Annotated in this window: 22 protein-coding genes; 12 read left to right on the top strand and 10 right to left on the bottom strand. The window is 73.2% G+C overall.

The window, feature by feature from the left end; translation table 11 throughout:
* Positions 1-24: 24 nt before the first annotated feature.
* The 5 genes from RKD23_RS20985 to RKD23_RS20965 all read right to left on the bottom strand — a co-directional run bounded on the left by RKD23_RS20985 (position 25) and on the right by RKD23_RS20965 (position 6,035).
* Positions 25-819, bottom strand: coding sequence for a calcium-binding protein (locus RKD23_RS20985; RefSeq protein WP_424855048.1), 795 nt, complete (start codon positions 817-819; stop codon positions 25-27).
* Between the two features lie 44 nt (positions 820-863).
* On the bottom strand, positions 864-1,640 hold the full coding sequence (locus tag RKD23_RS20980; protein ID WP_424855047.1) for a calcium-binding protein: 777 nt from the start codon (positions 1,638-1,640) through the stop codon (positions 864-866).
* A 193-nt stretch (positions 1,641-1,833) separates the two neighbouring features.
* Positions 1,834-4,947, bottom strand: coding sequence for a sacsin N-terminal ATP-binding-like domain-containing protein (locus tag RKD23_RS20975; protein WP_424855046.1), 3,114 nt, complete (start codon positions 4,945-4,947; stop codon positions 1,834-1,836).
* A 60-nt stretch (positions 4,948-5,007) separates the two neighbouring features.
* Positions 5,008-5,190: a DUF397 domain-containing protein gene (locus tag RKD23_RS20970; RefSeq protein ID WP_424855045.1), complete on the bottom strand. Its 183-nt coding sequence runs from the start codon at positions 5,188-5,190 to the stop codon at positions 5,008-5,010.
* A complete protein-coding gene (locus RKD23_RS20965) occupies positions 5,178-6,035 on the bottom strand; it encodes a helix-turn-helix domain-containing protein (RefSeq protein ID WP_424855044.1) in 858 nt (285 codons plus the stop codon). The genes RKD23_RS20970 and RKD23_RS20965 overlap by 13 nt, the downstream gene beginning before the upstream one ends.
* Before the next feature lie 156 nt (positions 6,036-6,191).
* On the opposite strand from RKD23_RS20965, the gene RKD23_RS20960 reads away from it, so the two are divergent.
* The 3 genes from RKD23_RS20960 to RKD23_RS20950 all read left to right on the top strand — a co-directional run bounded on the left by RKD23_RS20960 (position 6,192) and on the right by RKD23_RS20950 (position 8,415).
* On the top strand, positions 6,192-6,662 hold the full coding sequence (locus RKD23_RS20960; protein ID WP_424855043.1) for an ATP-binding protein: 471 nt from the start codon (positions 6,192-6,194) through the stop codon (positions 6,660-6,662).
* 196 nt (positions 6,663-6,858) lie between these two features.
* The gene (locus tag RKD23_RS20955; RefSeq protein WP_424855042.1) at positions 6,859-7,716 is read left to right on the top strand and encodes a helix-turn-helix domain-containing protein; all 858 of its coding nucleotides are present in this window, start codon (positions 6,859-6,861) and stop codon (positions 7,714-7,716) included.
* Between the two features lie 108 nt (positions 7,717-7,824).
* A complete protein-coding gene (locus tag RKD23_RS20950; RefSeq protein ID WP_424855041.1) occupies positions 7,825-8,415 on the top strand; it encodes a Uma2 family endonuclease in 591 nt (196 codons plus the stop codon).
* Here RKD23_RS20950 and RKD23_RS20945 read toward each other — a convergent pair.
* Positions 8,406-9,332, bottom strand: coding sequence for a DUF3027 domain-containing protein (locus tag RKD23_RS20945; RefSeq protein ID WP_424855040.1), 927 nt, complete (start codon positions 9,330-9,332; stop codon positions 8,406-8,408). The two genes, RKD23_RS20950 and RKD23_RS20945, sit on opposite strands and share 10 nt — an antisense overlap.
* Positions 9,333-9,641: 309 nt before the next feature.
* Between RKD23_RS20945 and RKD23_RS20940 the strand changes: the two genes are divergently transcribed.
* The 4 genes from RKD23_RS20940 (at position 9,642) to RKD23_RS20925 (ending at position 13,234) form a co-directional block, all read left to right on the top strand.
* A complete protein-coding gene (locus RKD23_RS20940; RefSeq protein WP_424855039.1) occupies positions 9,642-11,066 on the top strand; it encodes an MFS transporter in 1,425 nt (474 codons plus the stop codon).
* Positions 11,067-11,199: 133 nt separating this feature from the next.
* Positions 11,200-11,679: a DUF2771 domain-containing protein gene (locus RKD23_RS20935; protein ID WP_404041812.1), complete on the top strand. Its 480-nt coding sequence runs from the start codon at positions 11,200-11,202 to the stop codon at positions 11,677-11,679.
* Positions 11,646-12,398, top strand: a complete 753-nt coding sequence (locus RKD23_RS20930; protein WP_424855038.1) for a futalosine hydrolase — start codon at positions 11,646-11,648, stop codon at positions 12,396-12,398. The genes RKD23_RS20935 and RKD23_RS20930 overlap by 34 nt, the downstream gene beginning before the upstream one ends.
* Entirely contained in the window at positions 12,395-13,234 is an 840-nt protein-coding gene (locus RKD23_RS20925) for a 1,4-dihydroxy-6-naphthoate synthase (protein ID WP_424855037.1), read from the top strand. The genes RKD23_RS20930 and RKD23_RS20925 overlap by 4 nt, the downstream gene beginning before the upstream one ends.
* Positions 13,235-13,246: 12 nt before the next feature.
* Here RKD23_RS20925 and RKD23_RS20920 read toward each other — a convergent pair whose 3' ends face one another.
* Complete coding sequence (locus RKD23_RS20920) at positions 13,247-13,630, bottom strand: cold-shock protein (protein ID WP_404041809.1); 384 nt, start codon at positions 13,628-13,630, stop codon at positions 13,247-13,249.
* Positions 13,631-13,781: 151 nt separating this feature from the next.
* Here RKD23_RS20920 and RKD23_RS20915 point away from each other — a divergent pair, with 151 nt between their 5' ends.
* On the top strand, positions 13,782-14,033 hold the full coding sequence (locus RKD23_RS20915) for a hypothetical protein (RefSeq protein WP_424855036.1): 252 nt from the start codon (positions 13,782-13,784) through the stop codon (positions 14,031-14,033).
* Between the two features lie 12 nt (positions 14,034-14,045).
* Here the strand turns inward: RKD23_RS20915 and RKD23_RS20910 are convergent, their stop codons facing one another.
* Positions 14,046-14,690, bottom strand: coding sequence for an HAD family hydrolase (locus RKD23_RS20910; protein WP_424855035.1), 645 nt, complete (start codon positions 14,688-14,690; stop codon positions 14,046-14,048).
* Between the two features lie 65 nt (positions 14,691-14,755).
* On the bottom strand, positions 14,756-15,679 hold the full coding sequence (locus RKD23_RS20905; protein ID WP_424855034.1) for a hypothetical protein: 924 nt from the start codon (positions 15,677-15,679) through the stop codon (positions 14,756-14,758).
* 241 nt (positions 15,680-15,920) lie between these two features.
* On the opposite strand from RKD23_RS20905, the gene RKD23_RS20900 reads away from it, so the two are divergent.
* The 4 genes from RKD23_RS20900 (at position 15,921) to RKD23_RS20885 (ending at position 22,661) form a co-directional block, all read left to right on the top strand.
* On the top strand, positions 15,921-18,833 hold the full coding sequence (locus RKD23_RS20900; protein WP_424855033.1) for a helicase-associated domain-containing protein: 2,913 nt from the start codon (positions 15,921-15,923) through the stop codon (positions 18,831-18,833).
* 388 nt (positions 18,834-19,221) lie between these two features.
* Complete coding sequence (locus tag RKD23_RS20895; protein ID WP_424855032.1) at positions 19,222-19,974, top strand: CHAP domain-containing protein; 753 nt, start codon at positions 19,222-19,224, stop codon at positions 19,972-19,974.
* Positions 19,975-20,039: 65 nt separating this feature from the next.
* A complete protein-coding gene (locus RKD23_RS20890) occupies positions 20,040-20,957 on the top strand; it encodes an RICIN domain-containing protein (RefSeq protein ID WP_424855031.1) in 918 nt (305 codons plus the stop codon).
* A 60-nt stretch (positions 20,958-21,017) separates the two neighbouring features.
* Complete coding sequence (locus RKD23_RS20885; protein ID WP_424855030.1) at positions 21,018-22,661, top strand: DNA repair helicase XPB; 1,644 nt, start codon at positions 21,018-21,020, stop codon at positions 22,659-22,661.
* 66 nt (positions 22,662-22,727) lie between these two features.
* On the opposite strand, the gene RKD23_RS20880 is transcribed toward RKD23_RS20885, so the two are convergent.
* Positions 22,728-22,907: a hypothetical protein gene (locus RKD23_RS20880; protein ID WP_404041800.1), complete on the bottom strand. Its 180-nt coding sequence runs from the start codon at positions 22,905-22,907 to the stop codon at positions 22,728-22,730.
* Between the last annotated feature and the right edge of the window lie 58 nt (positions 22,908-22,965).

Genomic DNA, 22,965 nt, shown 5'->3' with positions numbered 1-22,965 from the left:
GTGTACGGGACGCCCCGACCGTGCCTACTGCACGTCGACGTGGTCGGCCACGGAGACGGACGGCGCGTTGCGCGCGTCACCGGCGTAGGAGAGGCGGTAGTAGCCGTCGTACGTCGCCGTGGTGGTGGCGGTCAGGGCGCCGGTGGACGACGACTTGATGGTCTTCAGCGTGGTCCAGGTGGACGTGCCCGCCTTCTTGTACTGCAGCTTCACGTACTGGTGGGGCAGCGGGACATAGCCGTACTCGAAGGCGTACTCGGCGGTGGTGAGCTTGCCCGTGGCGGTGATGGTCCTGCCCTTGCGGACCGGCTCCGGGGAGGCGTTGACCCGCACGATGGTGTGGCGCTTGGTCTCGAAGGTCTTGACGTTCTCGTTCCGGTAGGTGCCGCCGTTCTTGTCGGTCACCGTCACGAGGGTGTTCCAGCTGGAGCCGTCCCCGCGCCACGGACGGAGGATGAACGTCGCCCGGCAGGTGGCGGTGGTGGCGTTCACCTCGGTGCAGTCGAGCAGGCGGTCGGGGGTCTCGGGCCCCGACATGTCGGGCCAGCTGTCGTCGTCGAGGTCGTCGGGGGAGGCCAGCGTGCCGCCGCTCCAGAGCGTGGCGTCGACGCTCTTGACGCCCGCCGGGGCCTTCACGGTCATGGACACGCTGACAGGCTTGACGCCGGTGGCGTTGAAGACGATCGGCTTGCCGTCGTTGACGACGACGTTCGAGACCGTGATGCCGGCCGGCACCTCGTCGGCCTGGGCGGCCGGCAGGGCGAGGGCGGAGAGGGCCAGCGCGCCGCAGACCGCGGCGGTGGTGACACGAGTACGCATGGGTTCCTTCTCGGGATTCGCGTGGTTGTCTGAGCCCGGCGCGCTTACTGCACGTCGACGGCGTCGGCCGCGGAGGCGACGGCGGCGGAGGCCGAGTTGCCGGCGTACACGAAGCGGTACGCACCGTCGTAGCCGGCCGTGGTGGTGGCGCTCACATAGCCCGAGGACGTCGACTTGACCGTCTTCAGCGTGGTGAAGGAGGTCGCGCCCTTCTTCTTGAACTGGAGCTTCACGTACTGGCCGCCATAGCCGCCGTAGGTGAGCGTCTCCCAGCTGACGCGGGTCAGCCGTCCGGTGACCGTGACGGTGCGGCCCTTGCGGACGGGCTCCGGGGAGGCGTTGGCGGTCAGCTTGGTGTGGCGCTGGAGCTTGAAGGTGCCCGCGGACTCCTTCCAGACCCAGTCCTTGTCCGAGGCGTTGATCCACGTGTCGACGCGGTAGGTGCCGGCGTTGTCGTCGGTGAGGTGCTCGGGCGCGTCGGTCCTCGGGTTGACCACGAACCCGCCTGTGCAGGTCGCGGTGGTGTCGTCGACGCGCGAGCAGCTCGGGTACTTCGCGTGGAACCAGCCGGAGTCCGGGCCGTACACGTCCAGCCACTCCGCGGACTCGGACCAGAAGCCGAAGCCGGAGTCGTCGGTCACCGTGACGCTGACGGTGAACCTCGTCTCGTCCCTGCCGACGACGACCTTGTTGTCGCCGTCGACGACGACCTTGGTGATCCGGGTGTCGCCGTAGCTGCCGTCGGCCTGTGCGGCCGGGACGGCGAGCGTGGACAGTGCCAGGGCGCCGGTGAGGACGCCGAGGGTGACACGCTTACGCATATCTGGGTTCCCCCCACGGGAAAGAGACCTCGTCGCTCTGCGACGCACGCGCACGGCTCGTGAGCGTGACGAGGCCCAAGTAGTCGAATCTCGGAGTCGTTTGACTCACCGGATCAGATCCGTGAGGGACGGGAATGGTTGTACGGCCGGTGAACAGGTGATGTCCGCCGGCCGTACAGCCCTCCCGCGGGACTCAGTCGAACCAGCGGTCCCGCGCCAGCTCCGCCGTGCGGGACGGATCCTCCAGCAGGGCCGCCACCTCGAAGCGCCGTGGCCACTGGCCGGCCGCCCAGGCGAGACCGGCGGCGACGCCCTCCAGGGTGGCGGCGTGCAGCACACCGTCGTCGGTGAGGCGCCAGTCGATCTCCACGCCGTCGACGACGAGCTCCTCGTGCTCGACGTACGAGGCCGGTGTGCGCGGGCCCAGCAGCACCCGCACCGGCTCCGGTACGTCGTGCTCGGCGCCCTCGGAGCCGACCGCCCCGGACACGGACTCGCTCAGCCGCCGCACCTGGAACAGCTCGGCCAGTTCGGCGGCGCGCGCCGGGCGGACCGGCAGCAGGGGCACGCCCTCGGTGAAGGGCAGCAGGTCGGGCGAGTCGACGACCACCGCGTCCGCGGCGTCCACGACGGCCGTGCGCCCGTCGACGACCGCCCGCAGCTCGTCCGGCAGCGTCACCTGCTCGGGGTCGAGGTCGGCCAACGCCCCGTACAGTCCGTGCAGTTGGGCGGCCGACACCTCGCGCTCCGGGTCGGCCAGCCGCTCCAGCAGCTCCGCCGCGCCACCCGGCTCGTCGAGGAGCGCGGCCACGGAGGTGCGTACGCCGAGCGCCCGCAGGACCTGTTCGTCGTCGAAGCCGGTCGCGTCGGCCTCGTCGTACAGCCCGCGCAGCAGCGGGTCCCCGCCCGCCGCCAGCAGGCCCGCGGGGCGGCGGCCGTCCAGCACCGGGTGGCCGCGCAGCCACCAGGCCGTGTACGGCCGTACGGTCTCGTGGGTGCCGTCGGGCAGCAGGATGCGCACCGGCTGGGTGAGGGCGTCCCGCAGGGGCGGCTGGGCGAGCAGGGCGAGGGCCTGCGGCCAGCGGTCGTCGTCGACGAGGTCGAGATCGCGTACGGCGACCAGCTCGGTGGCGACCGGCGGCACGGGCGAGTCGGGGAAGCGGTCGAGGATGTCCTCGCACCAGACGTCCACGGCGTCCAGCAGCCCGGCGTCGTCGGGCTCGGCGAAGTCCCCTTCCCGCGGCTCCAGTTCGTCCGGATCGAGGACGACGTCGGTGGCGCGGACGAGGGCGAAGTTCGCCAGCACCCCGCAGGCGGCCAGCGGCGCCTCGCCCCACTTCTCCGCCAGGTCGGTGTCGACCGAGGCCAGTTCACCCTCACGCATGACCTGGTGGAAGGCGCTGCCCGGCAGCACCAGCTCCCCGGCGGGCGCGAGTTCGCCGTCCTCGTCGGGCAGCGCGAGCGCGCCCAGCCAGGGCTCGTCACCGGGTTCGAGACCGGCGTCGCGGACCAGCGCGAGCACGGTGTCGGCCAGCTCCTCCGCGTCCGGGGCGTCGGCCTCCCAGTCCAGTGCGCCCTCGTCGTCCAGCGAGGCGGCGACGGCGGCCCGCACCTGGGGCGTGGTCAGCACGGCCCGCGGCGTGGCGGGCAGCGCGCCCAGCTTCTCCAGGAGCGGGTGGGCGGCGTCCTCGTGGGCGACCTTCAGCCCGAGGCGGGCCAGCATCTCGGCGTCGATGCCGGCCGCGTCCGGGGTGGGCAGCAGCACCTGCCGCGGCCCGATCGTCGTACGCCCGTCCGCGAGCGGCACGGGAAGCCCGGTCAGCCGGTCCGGGTCGACCCCGGCCAGGCTGTCGTAGAGCCGCCGCCACCAGTCGGGCTCCTTCTCGAGCCCGGCCAGCCGGTCGACTGCGTCGGTCAGCGGCACCCGGGCGACCCCGAGCGTACGCAGCTCGACGCGGCGCTCCAGGCCTGCGGGCAGCAGGGTCGGCAGCACCTCGGCCAGGACGTCCACGGTCTCGGCCCCGGCCCCCTCGACGACCTCCGCGTCCCGCGGGCGCAGCGACTCCGGCAGGTCCTCGCCGGGCCCGGCGGCGGGCGGCAGGAAGGACGTCCGCGGCAGCCGCTCCAGGATCGCCTGCCGCAGCGCCCCGTCCAGCGCGCCCTTGCCCAGCGGACCGGGCACGAGGTCGATGATCCCGGCCCCCACCGGCCGCCAGGCGGCGAGCAGTTCGGCGTAGGCGTCGGCCGCCCGCTCCACGAGATGATCGGTCAACGGTCCGGGCGCGGCATGCCGCCGGGTGGTGTCCAGCGGGAAGGACGCAATCAGCAGCGCGGGCACCCCGAGGGGCTCGTCACTGGGCGTGGGCGCGTGCACGACGGGACTCGTGCGGGGCCGGGCGGGGGCACCCTCGTCATCGACGGGCACGGCCCAGGTCACCGACCAGTACGGCCGCAGCCGCTCCTCGACGGGCCGGTCGGCGAGCAGCTCGGCCGCGAGGGAACCGTGCGCGGCGGCGGTCCGCCACCGAGTGGTCCCGTCCCGCGAATCCTCTACGACGGTCAGGTCGCCGTCGGTACGGCGGTGCAGGGTGCGGGTCTCGTCGGCCACCTCGACGACGACCTCGTCCAGACCGGGCAGGGCGAGCAGCAGGGCGTCGTCGACGGCGGCGAGGAGCCGCTCGGCGAGGTCGGCGGCGGCGGCGTCGCGCAGCGGCAGGATGACGGCGGTGTCGTAGGGCGCGGGCGCGCTGCCCTCGGCGGCGAAGGGCAACCGCAGCAGCGGCACATGCCCGTCACGCCGCCGGATCTCGTCCCCGAGGCCGGGACTGTGCAGGGCGGTCTCGGCGGCGAGGTCCCGCGCCTCGTGCAGCGACCACCGCACGCCCCCGTGCCGCCCGACGACGGCCGGCTCGTCGGTGACGGCGAGCACGGCGGCGAACCCGACCCCGAACCGCCCCACGGCGGCGGTGCCGCTCTCCCGCTTGGCGGAGGCACGCAGGGTGGCCAGCGACTCGACCCCGGCGGCGTCGAGAGGCGCACCGGTGTTGGCCGCGACCAGGACCCCGTCCCGCAGGGTGAGCCGCAGCCGGCCCGGCACCCCGGCTCTGGCGGCGGCATCCGCGGCATTCTGGGCAAGCTCCACGACGAGCCGGTCCCGGTACCCGCCGAGGACCAGATCCTCCTCGGCGTTCGCGTCCTCCCGGAACCGGGCCGGGCTGGTCGCCCACGCATCCAGGACGCCTCGCCTGAGCCGGGCGGTCCCGAACGGATCCGCACCCTCGGCCGCGGGCCGCACGAACTTGCTCACGTCCACACTCTCCTCATCGGGGTGACCTTGAAGGTACCCGTCCTTGGGGGGAGTGTGCGCTCAGCCCTCCGAGGCGTAGGCGACGAAGTCTGACCAGGCGGAGGGGGTGAGGGTGAGGAGGGGGCCGTGGGTCTGCTTGGAGTCGCGGATGTGGATGGTGTGGGGGGTATGGGCGACCTCGACGCAGGAGTCACCTTCGCTGCCGCTGCTGTAGCTGCTCTTGAACCACTTCAAGTCGTGCATGTGTCCCCCAGCAGTTGCTCAATGAAGGCCGTCGACTCACGGGGCGTGAGAGCCTGCGCCCGGATGATGCCGTAGCGCAGTTCAAGGATACGGAGGTGTCGCGGCTCGGACACGGGGCGGCCGTTGGCCACCACCGGGGACCGGCCCACCGCCGAGCCGTCCGCGAACTTCAGCACCTCGATGCCGCCGTCCACTCCAGCGTGCTCCTCGCGATCCATCGGCATCACCTGAAGCTCGACGTTGCGCTGCTGCCCGGTCTCCAGCAGATGCTCCAACTGGCTGCGCAGCGCGGCCCTGCCGCCGAGCGGTCGCCGCAGCGTCCACTCCTCCAGCACGAAGCTGATCTCCGGCCCCGGGTCCCGCTCGAAGACGCTCTTGCGGGCCACGCGCGCGGCGATGTACCGCTCCACCTCGTCAGCGCTGTATGCAGGGCGCCGCATCATGAGCAGCGCGCGGGCGTACTCCGGCGTCTGCAACAAACCGTGAATACTGAGGGGGTCGTACAGCTGGAGCTCGACCGCCTTGGCCTCCATCTTCGCCAGGGCCCGCACCTTCTTCGGGTACCGAACCTTCGCCACGTCCTCCTTCATCGCGGCGAGTAACCCCTCCGCCCGCAGCACCTCGTCCGCCCTGTCCAGATACTCCGGCTGGGGAATCCGCTTGCCGCCCTCGACCTTGTAGACGAGGTCCTCCCCGTAGCCGATGGCCTTACCGAACTCGGGGACGCGCATCCCCACGGCCTCCCTGCGCAGCTTGAGCTGTCGCCCGACCGTCGCGATGACGGCGACGCCCCATTCGTCGTCCGGGTCGACTTCCCAGCCCGGTTCCTCCGCCTGCACCGACATAAGCCCGCACCCCTCCGTCGTACGACCATGCAGCGACGCCCTACCCGTCGGCCCCACTCCGACAGCCTGGACACGGCCGGACAACGTCCGGACAGTCACCGTACGCATCGGCGTCGTCACTGTTCACGGTACGCACACGTGGCCACGCTGAGTGACGTGAACGAGCAAACAGCCATCGCCGTACGCAACTTCAGCCTCCGCCTGTCCCCCACGCCCCGCGGAGCCCGCCTCGCACGTCTCCTCGCCGTGGAGCAACTCCGCATGTGGGGCCTCCCGTCGGACCCGGCGGCGCACATCGTGGCCGAACTCGCCGCGAACGCGGTCACGCACGGCCGGGTCACGGGCCGCGACTTCCGGCTCACCGTGTACGTCGTCGGCCGGACCCTCCGTATCGAGGTGACGGACACGCGCGGTGACCGCAGCCCGGCCCCCCAACACCCGGCGCCGGACGGCGAGTCGGGCAGGGGCCTGCTGATCGTCATGGCGCTCGCCGACCGCTGGGGCGTGGCCGAAGGGCCGGCCCCGCGCAAGACGGTCTGGGCGGAGGTGACTATGCCCCGGGCACCGGCACACAGGCTGTCGTACGCCGGTGGCGCAGACGGTCTCCCCCAAGAAACAACCAGGTGAAAGGACCCCACCAAGCCCACCCCTCCCGCCATGAGAGCCCGTTCGCTCTCACGGGTGAACATCGCCAACTGGGCTGGATTTGGGCCGGGTTGTTTGCTCTACGCTCAGCGCGAGACGACCCCAGACATGCGACGGCCCTCGCAGGGACTGCCATCCCATTGCGAGGGCCTGACCACCGAGGAAGAAGCGCTTCCCGATGGACACGGAAAACCCTAGCGCGCCCCCCTGCGCCCAGTCCGGAACTGCCCGGAACAACCACCCGATCCGGCGGTCCAGTTCCCCCCACGGCGGCCTGCGCCACGACAACACCCGCCACACCACCCGCTTCACGGTGATCGGCAACCACCTGGCCCAGCACCAGGAGTTGTCGCTGCTGGCGATCGGGCTGGCGGTGCACATCCAGTCGCTGCCGAAGCACGCCCAGGTGGACATCAGGAGCCTGGCGTCGCGCTTCCCGGAGGGCGTGAACCGGATCGCCGGGGCCCTGCGGGAGCTGGAGACGCACGGCTACCTGCGCCGGGAGCGCAAGCGCGTCGCGGGGGGCCGGATCGTCACCCGTACGGTGTCCTGCAACCAGCCGGGCGCCCGCCGGGAGGCCCAGCAGCACAGGCCGGCGCCCCCCAAGAAGCGCACCCCCCGCAAGTCCCTCCCGGTGGTCCCCAAGCCGGCGCACCCGGCCCCGGGCCTCCTGCGCCAGGCCACGGACCTGCTCTCGGACCTGCGCCGCCACGACCCCCGCCTGCTCCTGTCGGCCCTCGACACGGCCCACCTGGCCCCGGGCGTCGCCGCCTGGCTGGAGAGAGACGTCACCCCCACAGCCGTACGCGACGCGTTGACGACCGACCTGCCCAGAGAGGGCGTACGCCGCCCGGCCGCCCTCCTGGCCCACCGCCTGGCAGCCCAACTCCCACCACCGCCACCCTTCCGGGCACCCGCCCCACCCCGAAGAGTCATCCACCCCCTCCAGGACTGCGAAGGCTGCGACCGCCCCTTCCGCGCCCCCTCCCCGGGCCGCTGCCGCGACTGCCGTGCCGCCTTCGCGGCTGCCACCTGAAGCGCGGTCCTCGACGAGGCGACCGCTGCCGGTCCAATGGCCTGGAGGCCGCCTAGCATGAGAGCGACGATCCTTGCCCCTGGGCACAGACGACGAGGAGCGAGCGCCATGACCATCGCCCCGGACGACGCACGACAGGGCGCTTCCCACCTGTATCGGGCCATGCGTGACTTCGTTCAGTCGATGGACGACTCCCTGCCCGGGAAGTTCGAGATCACCAAGGAAGGGATCGTTCACGACATGATGTCGCCGGGAGGGCCCCACGAGGTCACGGCCGCCCACGTCAGCCGACGTCTGGAGAGGCTCATGCCGGACGAGTTGCTGGCCCACACCGGCACACCCGATGTGGAGGACGAGTCCGAGGGCATCATGCGCCACCCCGACGTCATGGTGATCGCGTGGAACGACCTTGATGTCCAGGGCTCCATCGACCCCCGCACCCTCATCGCCGCCATCGAAGTCGTCTCCCGCTCCAACCCCGACAACGACTGGGTCGGCAAGGTCCGCGACTACCCGCTGATCGGCATCCCCGTCTACGCGATCTTCGACCCCCGCACCGGCACCGGGGCCGTCCTCACCGACATCCACCCCACCCCCGACGGCCCGCGCTACGCGACCCGTAAGGACTTCGTCTACGGCGAGGACGTCACCATCGGCGACTGGACGATCGGCACGGAGAACCTGCCGCTCTACGAGTGACCCAGCTCCGCCGACTCCTCGTCCGTCACCTCCGGCACCGAACCCCCGTCCCGCGCCGGACGAAGCGGGAACGGGTCGACGCGGGTCTCGTCGATGACCGGGGCGGGTGGGCGGGGTGGGGCGGGCATGACCGCGGCCTCGGAGTGGCCGCCGCAGCCGTAGGAGAGGGACACGACCCTGCCGTCCGCCGGGGAGAACTCGTTGGCGCAGACGCCGAAGGCCTGGCCGAGGGAGCCGCCGATGGGGGCGAGGAAGCCGCAGCTGACGCAGGTGGCGGGGGCCGCCTGGGCCATGGGGGTCTTGGCGCCGAAGGACTCCTCCCAGCGGTCGGCCGCGATGTGCAGGCCGTAGCGGGACAGGACGCGAGCCCGGCGCATGCCGAGCTCTTCGGCCACCGCGGCGATCGAGCCCCGGGACGGGACCGTCGGGAGGGTCGCCGGGGCGCCCGGCGTCACCTCGGCGTCCTCCGCCTCGACCAGTTCCGCCAGATCCTCGGAGACGGGGGAGTTCGGCGTCGGCTCGTCCTCGCCGGTCCAGCCCGGCTCCAGGCGCAGGTCCTCGGCGTCGGTGGGCAGCAGGTCGCCGGGCCCCATGTCGCCGGGGCGCAGCCGCTCGCTCCAGGGCACCCACTCGGGGGCGAGGAGGGCGTCGGGGCCGGGCAGGAGGACGACCTCGTCGAGGGTGACGACCTTCGCGCGGGAGGCCCGGGCGACCGTCACCGCCCAGCGCCAGCCGCGGTAGCCGAGCTCCTTGCACTCGAAGAAGTGCGTGACCACACGGTCGCCCTCGGAGACCAGCCCGGCGTGCTCGCCGACCACGCCGGGTGCGGCAGCCTCCTCGGCTGCGGCGCGTGCGAGGTCGACCGCCTCGGCGCACAGGCGGTCAGGGGTGCGGCTTCGCGTGGTCGCTGCGCTCACAGGTATCGCTTCTCTCCTACGCCGTCTCTCGTGGGTGCCTCCTCGGCGGCGGCGCGGACGGAGCGGACCTGTGGGCCGCGTCGACGTCCGCCTCCGATCACACTCGGGCGCACCTGTGCCATCCATTGTGCGGGATGGCTGAGATACGCACGCTACCTGTTCGCGCGCGCTCGGCCTACACCGACGTGGTTTCCCGTCCGATCGGAGTGATCTTCACAGGCCCGCGCGAAGAACGTCCACCCGCGAAAGTACGGGGCCATACGCGCGGTAACCGCACTACACATGCCCGGTTCGGGGCACTATGGCGTCGTGGCAGCCGCGAGGTCGTCCCAGGGAACCACCGGTGTCGGCGGGGTCAAGGGAAGCAGCCGGAGTGGCGGTACGGGCCGGTTCCGCGGCTCCGTCCGCCGGGTGGGCCGTGCCCTGCACCTGCCGCTGACCGGCCCGGCGCGCGGTATCAGAAAGGCCACGCACGCGCAGGGGGCCGGCGAGTCGGGCCTGGGCAAACTGATCGAGCTGCACGGCGTGAACGGCGCCGGCGACATGATGATCACGGTCGCGCTGGCCTCCACCGTGTTCTTCTCCGTGCCCACCGACGAGGCCCGTGGCCGGGTCGCGCTCTACCTCGCCATCACGATGGCGCCCTTCACGCTGCTCGCCCCGGTGATCGGCCCGCTCCTGGACCGCGTCCCGCACGGGCGCCGGGCCGCGATGGCGATGGCGATGCTGGCGCGGGCGCTGCTCGCGCTGGTGCTGTCGGGTGCGGTGATCTCGGGCAGTCTCCAGCTGTATCCGGCGGCGCTGGGCGTGCTGGTGGCGTCGAAGGCGTACGGCGTGGTGCGCAGCGCGGTGGTGCCGCGGCTGCTGCCGCCGATGTTCTCGCTGGTGAAGGCGAACTCCCGGGTCACCCTGGGCGGGCTGCTGGCCACCGGGATCGCGGCGCCGGTGGGGGCGGGCCTGCAGGCGATCGGGCCGCGCTGGCCGCTGTACGGGGCGTTCGTGCTGTTCGTGGCGGGTACGGTCCTGTCGTTCACGCTGCCCCCGAAGGTCGACTCGGCGCGCGGCGAGGACCGGGCGCTGCTGGCGGCGGACGCCGAGCATCTGCACGGGCCGCATCTCAAGCCCGTCAAGCGGCCGGGGCTGCGGACGGTCGGCCCGGCGGTCACCCACGCCCTCGGCGCGAACTGCGCGCTGCGCTGTCTGTCCGGGTTCCTGATCTTCTTCCTGGCGTTCCTGCTGCGTGAGCATCCGATGACCGGGCAGAGCGCGGCGGTGTCGCTGGGCATGGTCGCGGTCGCGGCGGGCGTGGGCAACGCGGCCGGTACGGCGGTGGGGGCGTGGCTGCGCTCGCGGGCGCCGGAGATCATCATCGTGACGGTGGTGGCGCTGGTGCTGGGCGCGGCGATCGTCGCGGCCGTGTTCTTCGGCGCGGCGCTGGTGGCGGGCCTGGCCGCGTTCGCGGGCTTCGCCCAGGCCCTGGCCAAGCTGTCGCTGGACGCCCTGATCCAGCGCGACGTCCCCGAACAGGTCCGCACCTCGGCCTTCGCCCGTTCCGAGACCCTGCTGCAGATGTCGTGGGTGTTCGGCGGCGCGGTCGGTATCGCCATGCCTCTGAACGGCGCCCTGGGCCTGTCGGTGGGGGCCGCGATCGTGGCGGCGGGCTGGCTGACGACCCTACGGGGGCTGCTGAGCTCGGCCCGGCACAGCGGGGTGCACCGGACACGGGTGGCGTGAGTTCCCCGGCGGTCCGGGGCCGGGTCGGGGTCGGCGTGCGTGAGGTGTGCCGCCAGGTGCGAGTGGCGTAACCCACGGCATGGCCCCGCCCCCAGGTGGGTGGGCGGGCCGGGGGGCCCGATAGCCTTCGGCCATGACCACGCTGCAATCCGCTGTGCGACGCCGCCGCGCCGTCGCCGCCGCCGGCGCCGTTTGTGCCGGACTGCTCGTCCTCACGGCCTGCGACAAGCCGACGCCCGTCTCGACGGTCACCGTCGGTTCGAGCTCGGTCAACGCCGAGGCCGTCTGCTACAACGACGGCGACAAGCTGGACGCCAAGTCGCTGGGCAAGTGCGCCAAGAACACCGACGACATCGAGTCCATCGAGGTGGGCCAGGACGAGACCGTCCGCTTCGGTGTCGACCCGGAGATCGCGGACGAGGGCTGGGTGGTCCTGGTGAACGGCCGCCAGTTCACCGACGCCAGCAAGAAGACGTACCGCACGATCCCCAGCAGCGCGTTCTTCAACGCCCAGTACGGCACCGAGGGCGACACCAACACCGTCTCCATCCAGGAGGGCGAGAAGGGTGTCAAGGGCCTGTGGTCCTTCAAGCTGAAGAAGGCCGAGGACTGACCACGCCCGCCTCGCGCGTCCTCGTCGCCACCGCCGTCCCCGCCGAACGGGACGCGGTGGCGCGGGCGTTCCCGGAGCCGCCCGCCGAGGTGCCCCTGCCCGGCGCGGTGCTGCACCGGCTGCCGGACGGCGGCCCGGACCTGCTGGCCGCCGGGGTGGGCCCGGCCCGCGCCGCCGCGTCGGTGTCGGCCGCGCTGACGGCCGCCGCCCTGGGCGGGACGCCGTACACGCTGGTCGTCTCCGCCGGTATCGCGGGCGGGTTCCTGCCCGCCGCTCCCGTCGGCTCGCTCGTCGTCGCCGACGCGATCACCGTCGCCGACCTGGGCGCCCAGACCGCCGACGGCTTCCTGCCGGTCACCGAGCTCGGTTTCGGGACCGTCACCCACCGTCCGCCCGAGGACCTCGTACGGCAGTGCGCCGCCGCCACCGGCGCGGCGACGGGCGCCGTGCTGACCGTCTCGACCGTCACCGGCACCGCCGCGCGCGCCGAGGCCCTGCGCGAGCGTCACCCGGGGGTCCTCGCCGAGGCGATGGAGGGCTTCGGGGTCGCCGAGGCGGCCGCCGCGCTGCACGGCACGCCCGTGCTGGAGATCCGCGCGGTCTCCAACCCCGTCGGCCCGCGTGATCGCGCCGCCTGGCGCATCGGCGACGCGCTCGCCGCCCTGACGACGGCCTTCGGGAAGCTCGCACCCGTCCTGATGAGTTGGAAACCGGCATGAGCCTGCGGATCGCGTACTCCCCCTGCCCGAACGACACCTTCGTCTTCGACGCCCTCGCCCACGGCCGCGTCCCCGGCGCGCCCGCGCTGGACGTGACGTTCGCCGACATCGACATCACCAACGGCATGGCCGAGCGCGGCGAGTTCGACGTGTTGAAGGTGTCGTACGCCGTCCTGCCGTACGTCCTCGACGAGTACGCCCTGCTGCCCTGCGGGGGCGCGCTGGGGCGGGGCTGCGGGCCGCTGGTGCTGACCCGGGAGGCGGGCGCGGACCTCAAGGGCGCCACGGTCGCGGTGCCGAGCCGGACGTCGACGGCGTACCTGCTGTTCCGGCTGTGGGCGGCGGACACGATCCCGGACGGGGTCGGCGAGATCGTGGTGATGCCGTTCCACGAGATCATGCCGGCGGTGCGGGACGGGAAGGTCGACGCGGGTCTGGTGATCCACGAGGCGCGGTTCACGTACCAGGACTACGGGCTGCACAAGCTGGCCGACATGGGCGAGCACTGGGAGAGCACCACCGGGCTGCCCATCCCGCTCGGCGCGATCATCGCCAAGCGGTCGCTGGGCGCGGACACGCTGCGGCTGCTCGCCGACTCGGTCCGTACATCCGTACGGGCCGCGTGGGACGACCCCGAGGCCTCTCGGCCGTACGTCATGGAGCACGCCCAGGAGATGGATCCGGCGGTCGCCGACCAGCACATCGGGCTGTACGTCAACGAGTTCACGGCCGATCTCGGCGAGGACGGCTACGCGGCCGTGCGCGGGCTGCTCACACGCGCGACGGCCGAGGGGCTGCTGCCGCCCCTCGGCCCGGACGCGCTGGACTTTCCGTAAGTCCGGGGTGGCTCAGACGTCGAGCTGGTCGGCGACCGCGCGCAGCAGGCCGGCGACCTTCTTGCCGGCGGTCTTCTCGGGGTAGCGGCCGCGCTCCAGGGTCTGCGTCACGTTCTCCAGGAGCGTGGTCAGGTCCTGCACGATGGAGGCCAGTTCGTCGGGCTTCTTGCGCTGGGCGGCCGCGACCGACGGGGTGGGCTCCAGGAGCGTCACCGACAGGGCCTGGTCGCCGCGCTGACCGGCGACGACCCCGAACTCCACGCGCTGTCCCGGCTTGAGCGTCTCGACTCCGGCGGGGAGAACCGAGGAATGGACGAAGACGTCACCGCCGTCGTCGCGGGAGAGAAAGCCGAAGCCCTTCTCACTGTTGAACCACTTGACCTTGCCGGTAGGCACGTCTGTCCTCGTCCTCGTACTCGTCGGAAAATTGCTTATAACGCCATGCGGCGGGTCGTCCCTGACCCGCCGGTACCAAGGCTAATGGTCCCCGGGCGGCTGACAAGACGTCGCCCGGTTGTTCCTTCGGGCTGGGAACTACCCTGGTCGGGTGCGTGACAAAACCCAAACGAATTCCGCCGCGCCCGGGGACCGACTGATCCGCGCGGGCGCGATCGTGTTCTTCCTCGGTGCGCTGGCCACTCTGGTCACTCTGGCCCCGCTGCTGCTGGGGACGACGCCATTTCCGGCATACATGTTCGGGCTGAGCATGCTGATGGGCGTCGGATTCCTGATCGCGGGCGCGGGGGTGCTGCGCTCGATCGCCGCGGGGCGGCGCCGGGCTCGCGCGGCCGCCTCGTAGGAGGGGCCTTTTTCAGCCGCGGGTCGTCTCCAGATGGCCGGCCAGCCACTGCGGGAATTCGGTGAGGTCCGCCAGGACGACGTCCGCGCCCGCCGCGCGCAGCTCCTCCGCACCGAAGGGGCCCGTCGCCACGGTGACCGACAGCGCGTCCGCCGCGCGGGCCCCGCGCACATCGCCCTCGTGGTCGCCGACGTACACGCCCGCGCCGTGCTCGCGCAGCGCCACCGCCTTCTGCTCGGCCCACAGATCACCGGCCAGCACGTCCGGCCGGATGCCCAGGTGGTCCAGGTGCAGCTCGGCGTTGGGCTCGTACTTCGCGGTCACCACGAGCGAGCGCCCGCCCGCCTCGCGCACCGCGTCGATCGCCTCGCGGGCGCCGGGCAGCGCGAGGGTGCCGGTGATGGCGTACGTCGGGTACAGCGACCGGTACAGATCGGCCATCTCCTCGACGTGCGCGGCCGGGAACCAGTTCGCTATCTCCTCCACCAGCGGCGGCCCCAGCCGGGTGACCGCGAGGTCGGCGTCGATGAACGTCCCCGTGCGCTCGGCGAGCGCCAGGTAGCAGGCGTGGATGCCGGGGCGGGAGTCGATCAGGGTCATGTCGAGGTCGAAGCCGACGGTGAGCGCGGGTGCGGTGGAGTAGGCCATATGGGCCATTGTGCCGGGGGCGTGCGGACGGGGTCCGGGTGTCTCACTTCTGTCGCGTACGGGGTCCAGGTGTCTCACTTCTGGCGTTGGGAGCGCCAGAAGAGGAACAGGGCGGAGGCGAAGGCGGCGCCGCGCAGCACCCAGGGGTAGGTGTCGGTGAGGGCGTCGGCGGTGTGGCCCTGGGCGATGGGCTCGCCCCAGCGGCCGGCGCCGCGGCCCCACAGCCAGACCAGGCCGGCGGCGACGACGAGGCCCGGCACGACCAGGACCGTTCCCTTGATCTCCGCCTTGGTCAGCCGCCGCGAGGCCCAGACGATCAGCCAGCCGAGGGCCATCGGCTCCGGCCGGCCGACCACCGCGCCCGCCGCCAGCAGCGCGACCGCGCACAGCAGCACGGGGTTGTTCCACCGGCGTACGGCGGGCAGCTTCAGCCGCCGACGGCGCCCGGAAGCCTCCTCGGCCTCCTCGGCCTCCTCTTCGTCCTCCTCGGGTGCCTCCTCCTTGCGCGGAGGGCGTTTGAGGAGCTCGGGGATCGTCACGCCGCCGACGAAGCCGGGGATCTCGTCGCCGGGTCCGTAGGGGCCGCTGCTCTCCACCCGCCACCAGTCCGGCTGCGTCACGCTGTCGCCGAGTTCGTCGGCGGTGGCCAGGTGCGGGGGTGCGGCGCCCTCGGAGCGGGGCCGGGGCACGCCGGGGCGGGGGGTGTCGGCGCCGTCGCGCTGGACGGGTACGGCGGCGGGTCCGGGGGCCTGCTCGGCGGTGACCCGGCCCCGGCCGCCGGCGGCCGTGACGACCTCGTCCGGGGTGCCGATGCGCTCGATGATGCGGCGCACCGCCGCCGGGGAGTCCACCGCCGCCTTCGCGCGTCTGCGGTCGATCTCGTCCCGCAGCGCGGAGACCAGGCGCATGCGCTCGGCCGAGGGCAGCTGCCTCTGGTGCGCCACGTCTCCTACGCGGCTCAGATACTCGTAGACGACTTGGTCGCTCTCGATCCCCACGGGCACGAAGGTACCGCGCGGACGGTCGGGGGTGGCTGATCTGGCCTGCGTGCTGCGGGTAGTTGTGGGTTGCGCGCGCAGTTCCCCGCACCCCTGGGGACGTCTCCTCAGGGCATCGCCTTCAGGGGCGCGGGGAACCGCGGGACCGGCCACCCGCGGCCCGCAGCCCGAAACGATCCGGCACCACCCCGCCCCGTCCGGCCCCGCCTCACTGTCGGCGGCACCCGCTAACGTGGGCAAGATGAGCACCGAGGCCCCGGCTCCCCGGTCCCTTGCGGAAGCGCTCCGCAACAGGGACGACTCCTCGCTGGCCGCGCTGTTGCGCAGCCGCCCCGACCTCATCACCCCCGTGCCGACCGACCTGACGCAGCTCGCCACGCGGGCGGGGACACGCGCGTCGGTCGTCCGCGCCCTGGAGCGGCTGGACCGGTTCGCGCTGCAGACGGCGGAGGCGCTGGCGGTGGCGGGCGATCCGGCGGCGTACGACGAGCTGCTGGGGCTGATGGCCGGCGACGACGGCGACCCGCTCGTGGCGGCCGCGCTGCCGCAGGCGCTCGGCACGCTGCGGGAGCAGGCGCTGGTGTGGGGCGGCGACGACCGGCTGCGGCTGGTGCGCACGGCCCGGGAGCTGCTCGCGCCGTCGCCGCAGCATCCGTCCCCGACGGGCCTCGGGCCGACCGTGCGGGAGGCGACGGCGGGCATGTCGCCGGGGCGCATCCAGGAGATCGTGACCGCGGCCGGGCTGCCGTCCACCCATGACCCCGTGTCCGCCGCCGACGCGCTGAGCGGGCTGTTCCGGGACCGGGCGCGGCTGTCGGCGCTGCTCGACGAGGCGCCGGCGGACTCGGTGGAGGTGCTGGAGCGGCTGGTGTGGGGGCCGCCGTACGGGCAGGTGACCGCCGATCCGGCGCCCCGGCTGCGCTGGCTCCTGGACCGCGGGCTGCTGCTGCCGACCGCGCCGGGCACGGTGGTGCTGCCGCGTGAGGTGGCTCTGCATCTGCGCGCCGGGCGGGCGCACCGTACGCCGGAGCCGGTGCCGCCCGCGGTCGTGGCGGCGGCCACGCACGGGGTGAAGGTGGTGGACTCGACCGCGGCCGGTCAGGCGTTCACGGCGCTGGCGACCGTCGAGGAGCTGCTGAAGGAGTGGCACGAGGGCGGTCCCGCGGTGCTGCGGGCCGGCGGGCTGAGCGTGCGCGACCTGAAGCGGACGGCGGTCGCGCTGGACGTGTCGGAGCCGGTCGCCGCGTTCTGGGTGGAACTGGCGTACGGGGCCGGGCTGATCGCGTCCGACGGCGAGGCCGACGAGCGGTACGCGGCCACCCCCGCCTACGACGAGTGGCTGGAGCGCCCCGGCGCCGAGCGGTGGGCGCAGCTCGCCGAGACCTGGCTGCGGGCGACGCGCACCTCCGGTGTGGTCGGCGGCCGGGACGCCAAGGACCGCACCCTGTCGGCGCTGGGCCCGGGCCTGGACCGGTCGGCGGCCCCCGAGGTGCGCCACCGGGTGCTGGTGCTGCTGGCCGGCCTGCCCGAGGGCGCGGCCCCCGACCCCGAGTCGGTACTGGCCCGGCTCCACTGGGAGCGACCGCTGCGCGGCGGCCGACGCGACGAGGACGACCTGCGCACCAAGCTGGCCCGCTGGACCCTGACGGAGGCGGAGCTGCTCGGCGTGACGGGGCGCGGTGCGCTGTCGTCACAGGGGCGGGCACTGCTGGCGCTGCCGGGGGCGGGCGGGGGCGGTCGCCGCGGGGCCGGGGGTACGGGGTGGTCCTCGGGTGACCTTGTGCGGCCTGCTGGGGGGACTTCCGCGGGCGGGGGCGGTCTCGCGAGGCGCGTCGGGGAGGCGCTCGGTGCCGGGGAGGCAGTCGGCGCCTATGAGGGCGGTCCTGGCGACAAGGGCGGTCGTGCGGACGCGGGCGGTCGGGCGGACGCGGGCGGTCCTGCTGACGTGGGCGGTCTTGCCGACAAGGGCGGTCGAGCGCACGCGGGCGGTCTTGCCGCCGCGGGCGGACATGCGGACGCGGGCGGACATGCGGACCCGGGCGGTCTTGCCGACAAGGGCGGTCGAGCGCACGCGGGCGGTCTTGCCGCCGCGGGCGGTCTCACGGACGCAGGCGGTCTCACCGACCTGGGCGGTCCCGGCGACAAGCTTCCCGTCCATCACAGGCCCGTGCCCGCCGAGCCGCTCTCCACCACCGAGCAGGCCGTCGCCTCGGCGGCGGCCGCCCGGCTGCTCGCGCCGCTGCTGCCGGAGCCGCTGGACCATGTGCTGCTGCAGGCCGACCTGACGGCGGTGGCGCCGGGTCCGCTGGAGCGGCCGCTGGCCGACATGCTCGGGGTGCTCGCGGACGTCGAGTCCAAGGGCGGCGCGACGGTCTACCGCTTCACGCCCGCCTCGGTACGCCGTGCCCTGGACGCCGGCCGGACCGCGTCCGACCTGCACGCCTTCCTCGCCGCGCACTCCCGTACGCCGGTCCCGCAGCCGCTCGCGTACCTGATCGACGACGTGGCCCGCAGGCACGGGCATCTGCGGGTGGGCGCGGCCTCGGCGTACGTGCGCTGCGACGACGACGCCCTGCTGAACGAGATCGTCGCCGACAAGCGGGCCGCCGGGCTGCGGCTGCGCCGCCTCGCGCCGACCGTGCTGGCCGCGCAGGCCGACCCGGCGACGCTGCTGGAGGGGCTGCGCGCGATGGGCTTCGCACCGGCGGCCGAGTCGGCGGAGGGCGACGTCCTGATCACCCGCGCCCACGCCCACCGCACGCCGCCGCGCACCGCGCCCGAGCCGGTCCCGGACGGCCCTCCTACCCCCGACACCACGCTCCTGACGGCGGCGATCCGGGCCATCCGCGCGGGCGACCTGGCCTCCACGGCCCCGCGCAAGCCGGTGGAGGGCCCGGACGACGTCCCGCTCGCGCCGGGCGAACTCCCCCGCACCTCCGCCGCCGAGACCCTCGCCACCATGCAGGCCGCCGTCCTCACCGGCCAGGCCCTCTGGATCGGCTACGTCAACGCCGAGGGCTCCGCCAGCCAGCGCGTCATCGCCCCCGTCCGCGTCGAGGGCGGCTTCGTCACGGCGTACGACCACACGGCGGACGAGGTCCGCACGTACCCGCTGCACCGGATCACGGGCGTGGCGGAGCTGGCGGAGGAGTAGCCCCCCCCCCCCGGAGGGCGGGCCCGCCCGAAGAATGTCCGACCCCGAAGACCGGCCCGCCCCGAAGCCGGGCCCGCCCCGCACACCGGCCCGCCCCGAAGCCGAGCCCACCCCGAACACCGGCCCGCCCCGAAGCCGAGCCCACCCCGAACACCGGCCCGCCCCGAACACCGGGCCGCCCCGCCGCCAGAGGCCCCGTCGCCCGCGTCCGGAGACCGCCGGAATCCGCTCGGACACGCCTGTGACCAGGCCGGACAGCCCCCGTGTGTCCCGGACATGTCCCGGACGGGGCAAGCCATTGAGCGGGTCCACGTGCCCCCGCCAGTGTTCGGTCCGTCAGCCGGGCCCGTCAGCGGGGCCGGTGCGGATCGGATGGAAGGACACACGGATGTCGGTGACGAGCGCGTCGAAGACCACGGCCGTCGCGGGGGCGGTCCTGGCCCTGATGGTGGGCGGGGTGGCCACGGCCGGGCCGGCCCACGCGGCGCCCGCTCCGGGGGCGGCGGCAGCGGACATCGCGCTGGGGCAGTACCAGAGCACCAACGCGGAGGTGCGCAAGCGGATCTACGAGGGGGACGCCAAGGACGGCGACACCGAGAAGAACAACTGCAACTTCTACACGGGCTTCTGGACGGCGAAGGCCAACTACCGCTGGGACGGCACCAGCGCGCCGCGCCACGGCACCATCACCAACAGCCAGGCCTGCGGGACCAGCAAGGGCTACATGTACGTCAAGGTCGACGGCGCCTGGACGAAGAAGTGGACCAGCGTGAAGTGGACCTCGCGCGCCTGGTGCGCCGACTTCGCCAAGTACAGCTGGTACTGGGGCAAGGCGAAGATCACCGGGCTGAACGCGGCCGCTGACTCCTTCCGTACCTACGGCCGGGCCAACGGGACCTGGCACAGCAAGGCGCAGGTGGCGTCGGGCTCGTACAAGCCGAAGCCGGGTGACGCCGTGTCCTACGACAACAACGGCGACGGGCGGGCCGACCACGTCGGGATCGTGACCTCGTACAGCTCCTCGCGCAAGGTGTACCACTCGGTCGAGGGCAACACCTCGCTGGAGCGGCTCACCTACAAGAAGTCCCAGTCCGCCACGGCGGGCCGGGTGCTGGGCTACACCACGCCCAAGGCGCGGTAGCCGCCGTTCGCGCGGTGTCCTGAAAGTGCTTTCCAACGTGGCAGGTCCACGCCAGGATCTGCCTCATGAGCCACAGGTCACCCGCGTTGCAGGAGGTACGGACCGCAGCCGAGCTCGCGGCGGAGCTGCGGGAGCTGAAGGCGCGCTCCCGGCTGACCTACCGGCAGCTGGAGGAGCGCGCCGCCCAGCAGGGCGAGCTGCTGCCGCGCAGCACCCTCGCCGACGTGCTCCGCCACGGCACCCTGCCGCGGCCGGAGCTGCTGACCGCGTTCATCCGCGCCTGCGGGGAGGGCGACGCCGTGGAGGAGTGGCTGGCAGCGCGCCGGCGGGCCGAGGCCGCGGGGCAGACGCCCGCGGAGGAACCGGCCGGGGAGGACGGCTCTCGTACGGGGGTCGGGGGCCGTCGCCCCTGGGGGGTCGCGCGGCGAGGGTGGTGGCTGGCCGGCGGGGCCGCCCTCGCCGTCGCGGCGCTCGCGGCCGGGGCCTGGATGCTGCGGGACTCCGGCGGGGCGGGCACGGGGGCCCGGCTGCCGGGTGAGGAGGTACTCATCCGGCCGGCCGGATCCCCCGGGCTGTGCCTGACCGACGGGCAGGTGCCGGACGGGCGCTACGACTCCCTCGTCGCGGTCCAGCGCCCCTGTGCCGAGGCCGTACCGCCGGCCACCACCCTGGAACCGGCCGGCCGGGACACCTACCGCATCGCCTGGCACCACCCCGACCATGGGAAGGGCTGTCTGAAGGCCCTCGCCTCGGGGGACGGGAAGAGTCTGCTGGAGCCGTGGGAGGCCTGCGGGCAGACGACCCTCTTCCGTTTCGTGCCCACCGAGGACGGTGAGAAAGGCACCTATCGGATCCACGTCACCGACACGACCTGCGTGGCCGTCGCCGGTAAGGGCGCGGGCGCCGAGGCCGTCGTCGCGCCCTGCGCGGACACCGACGCCCAGCTGTTCGTCGTAGAGGCCGATGCGGAGCACGACGGCTGAGATCGGCGCCCGATGGGGCACACTGGACGTTTGGCCCGCGTGGAAGGGATGGACACGCACGTGAACGGACCGCTGATCGTCCAGTCGGACAAGACCCTGCTCCTGGAAGTCGACCACGAGCAGGCGGACGCCTGTCGACGGGCCATCGCTCCGTTCGCCGAGCTGGAGCGGGCGCCCGAGCACATCCACACCTACCGGGTCACCCCGCTGGGCCTGTGGAACGCGCGCGCGGCCGGGCACGACGCCGAGCAGGTCGTGGACGCGCTGGTGCAGTACAGCCGCTACCCGGTGCCGCACGCGCTGCTGGTGGACATCGCCGAGACGATGGACCGCTACGGCCGCCTCACCCTGTCCAAGCACCCCGCGCACGGGCTGGTCCTCACCACCACCGACCGGCCGGTCCTGGAGGAGGTGCTGCGCTCCAAGCGGATCGCCCCGCTGGTCGGCACGCGCATCGACCCGGACACCGTCGCCGTGCACCCCTCCGAGCGCGGGCAGATCAAGCAGACGCTGCTGAAGCTGGGCTGGCCCGCCGAGGACCTCGCGGGGTACGTCGACGGCGAGGCGCACCCGATCGACCTCGCCGAGGACGGCTGGGCGCTCAGGCCGTACCAGAAGCAGGCCGTGGAGAACTTCTGGCACGGCGGCAGCGGAGTCGTCGTGCTGCCCTGTGGCGCCGGAAAGACGCTGGTGGGCGCCGGGGCGATGGCCCAGGCCAGGTCGACCACGCTGATCCTCGTCACCAACACCGTCTCCGCGCGGCAGTGGAAGCACGAGCTGGTGAAGCGGACCTCGCTGACCGAGGACGAGATCGGCGAGTACAGCGGGACGCGCAAGGAGATCCGGCCGGTCACCATCGCCACCTACCAGGTGCTGACGACCAAGCGGAAGGGCGTCTACCCGCACCTGGAGCTGTTCGACTCCCGCGACTGGGGCCTGATCGTCTACGACGAGGTGCACCTGCTGCCCGCGCCGGTGTTCAAGTTCACCGCCGATCTCCAGGCGCGCCGCCGCCTGGGCCTGACGGCGACCCTGGTCCGCGAGGACGGCCGCGAGTCGGACGTGTTCTCGCTGATCGGGCCCAAGCGGTTCGACGCTCCGTGGAAGGAGATCGAGGCGCAGGGGTACATCGCGCCCGCGGACTGCGTGGAGGTGCGGGTGAACCTCACCGACTCCGAGCGCCTCGCCTACGCGACCGCGGAGACGGAGGAGAAGTACCGCTTCTGCGCGACGACCGCGACCAAGCGGAAGGTGACCGAGGCGATCGTGCGCCGGTTCGCCGGGCAGCAGATCCTCGTCATCGGGCAGTACATCGACCAGCTCGACGAACTGGGCGAGCACCTCGACGCACCGGTGATCAAGGGCGAGACCTCCAACGCGCAGCGCGAGAAGCTCTTCGACGCCTTCCGGGAGGGCGAGATCAGCGTGCTCGTCGTGTCGAAGGTGGCGAACTTCTCCATCGACCTGCCGGAGGCGACCGTCGCCATCCAGGTCTCGGGCACCTTCGGCTCCCGCCAGGAGGAGGCCCAGCGCCTCGGCCGCGTCCTGCGCCCCAAGGCCGACGGCCACCAGGCCCACTTCTACTCGGTGGTCGCCCGCGACACCATCGACCAGGACTTCGCCGCGCACCGGCAGCGCTTCCTGGCCGAGCAGGGCTACGCGTACCGCATCGTGGACGCGGACGAGCTGCTCGCGGAGAGCTGACCTGGGGTTTCGGGGGCCGGTGTGGGCGGACGCGGCTCCGGACAGCGGCGGATGCGGCTGCGGAGCCTAACGTCGGCGGACGCCTGCCTCCTCGCCGTACTCGCCGAGGAGGACCACGTCCACGGCGGCACCCGCGAACACCTTGATCGCGCGCAGGGCGTCACCCAGACGGTGGCGATGCCCCGCGATCAGGGCGCTGGCACCGGACGGCTGGAGGTGGGCGGGGTGGATGGTTGCTGCGCTCATGTCTCCATAGTGCGATTCCGGGCATAAGTGCGACATCCGTCCAGGGGCTGAAGCCCTG

This window comes from Streptomyces sp. SAI-170, assembly GCF_049739565.1.
Taxonomy (GTDB): Bacteria; Actinomycetota; Actinomycetes; order Streptomycetales; family Streptomycetaceae; genus Streptomyces.
This window is presented reverse-complemented; position numbering and strand designations above follow the sequence as displayed.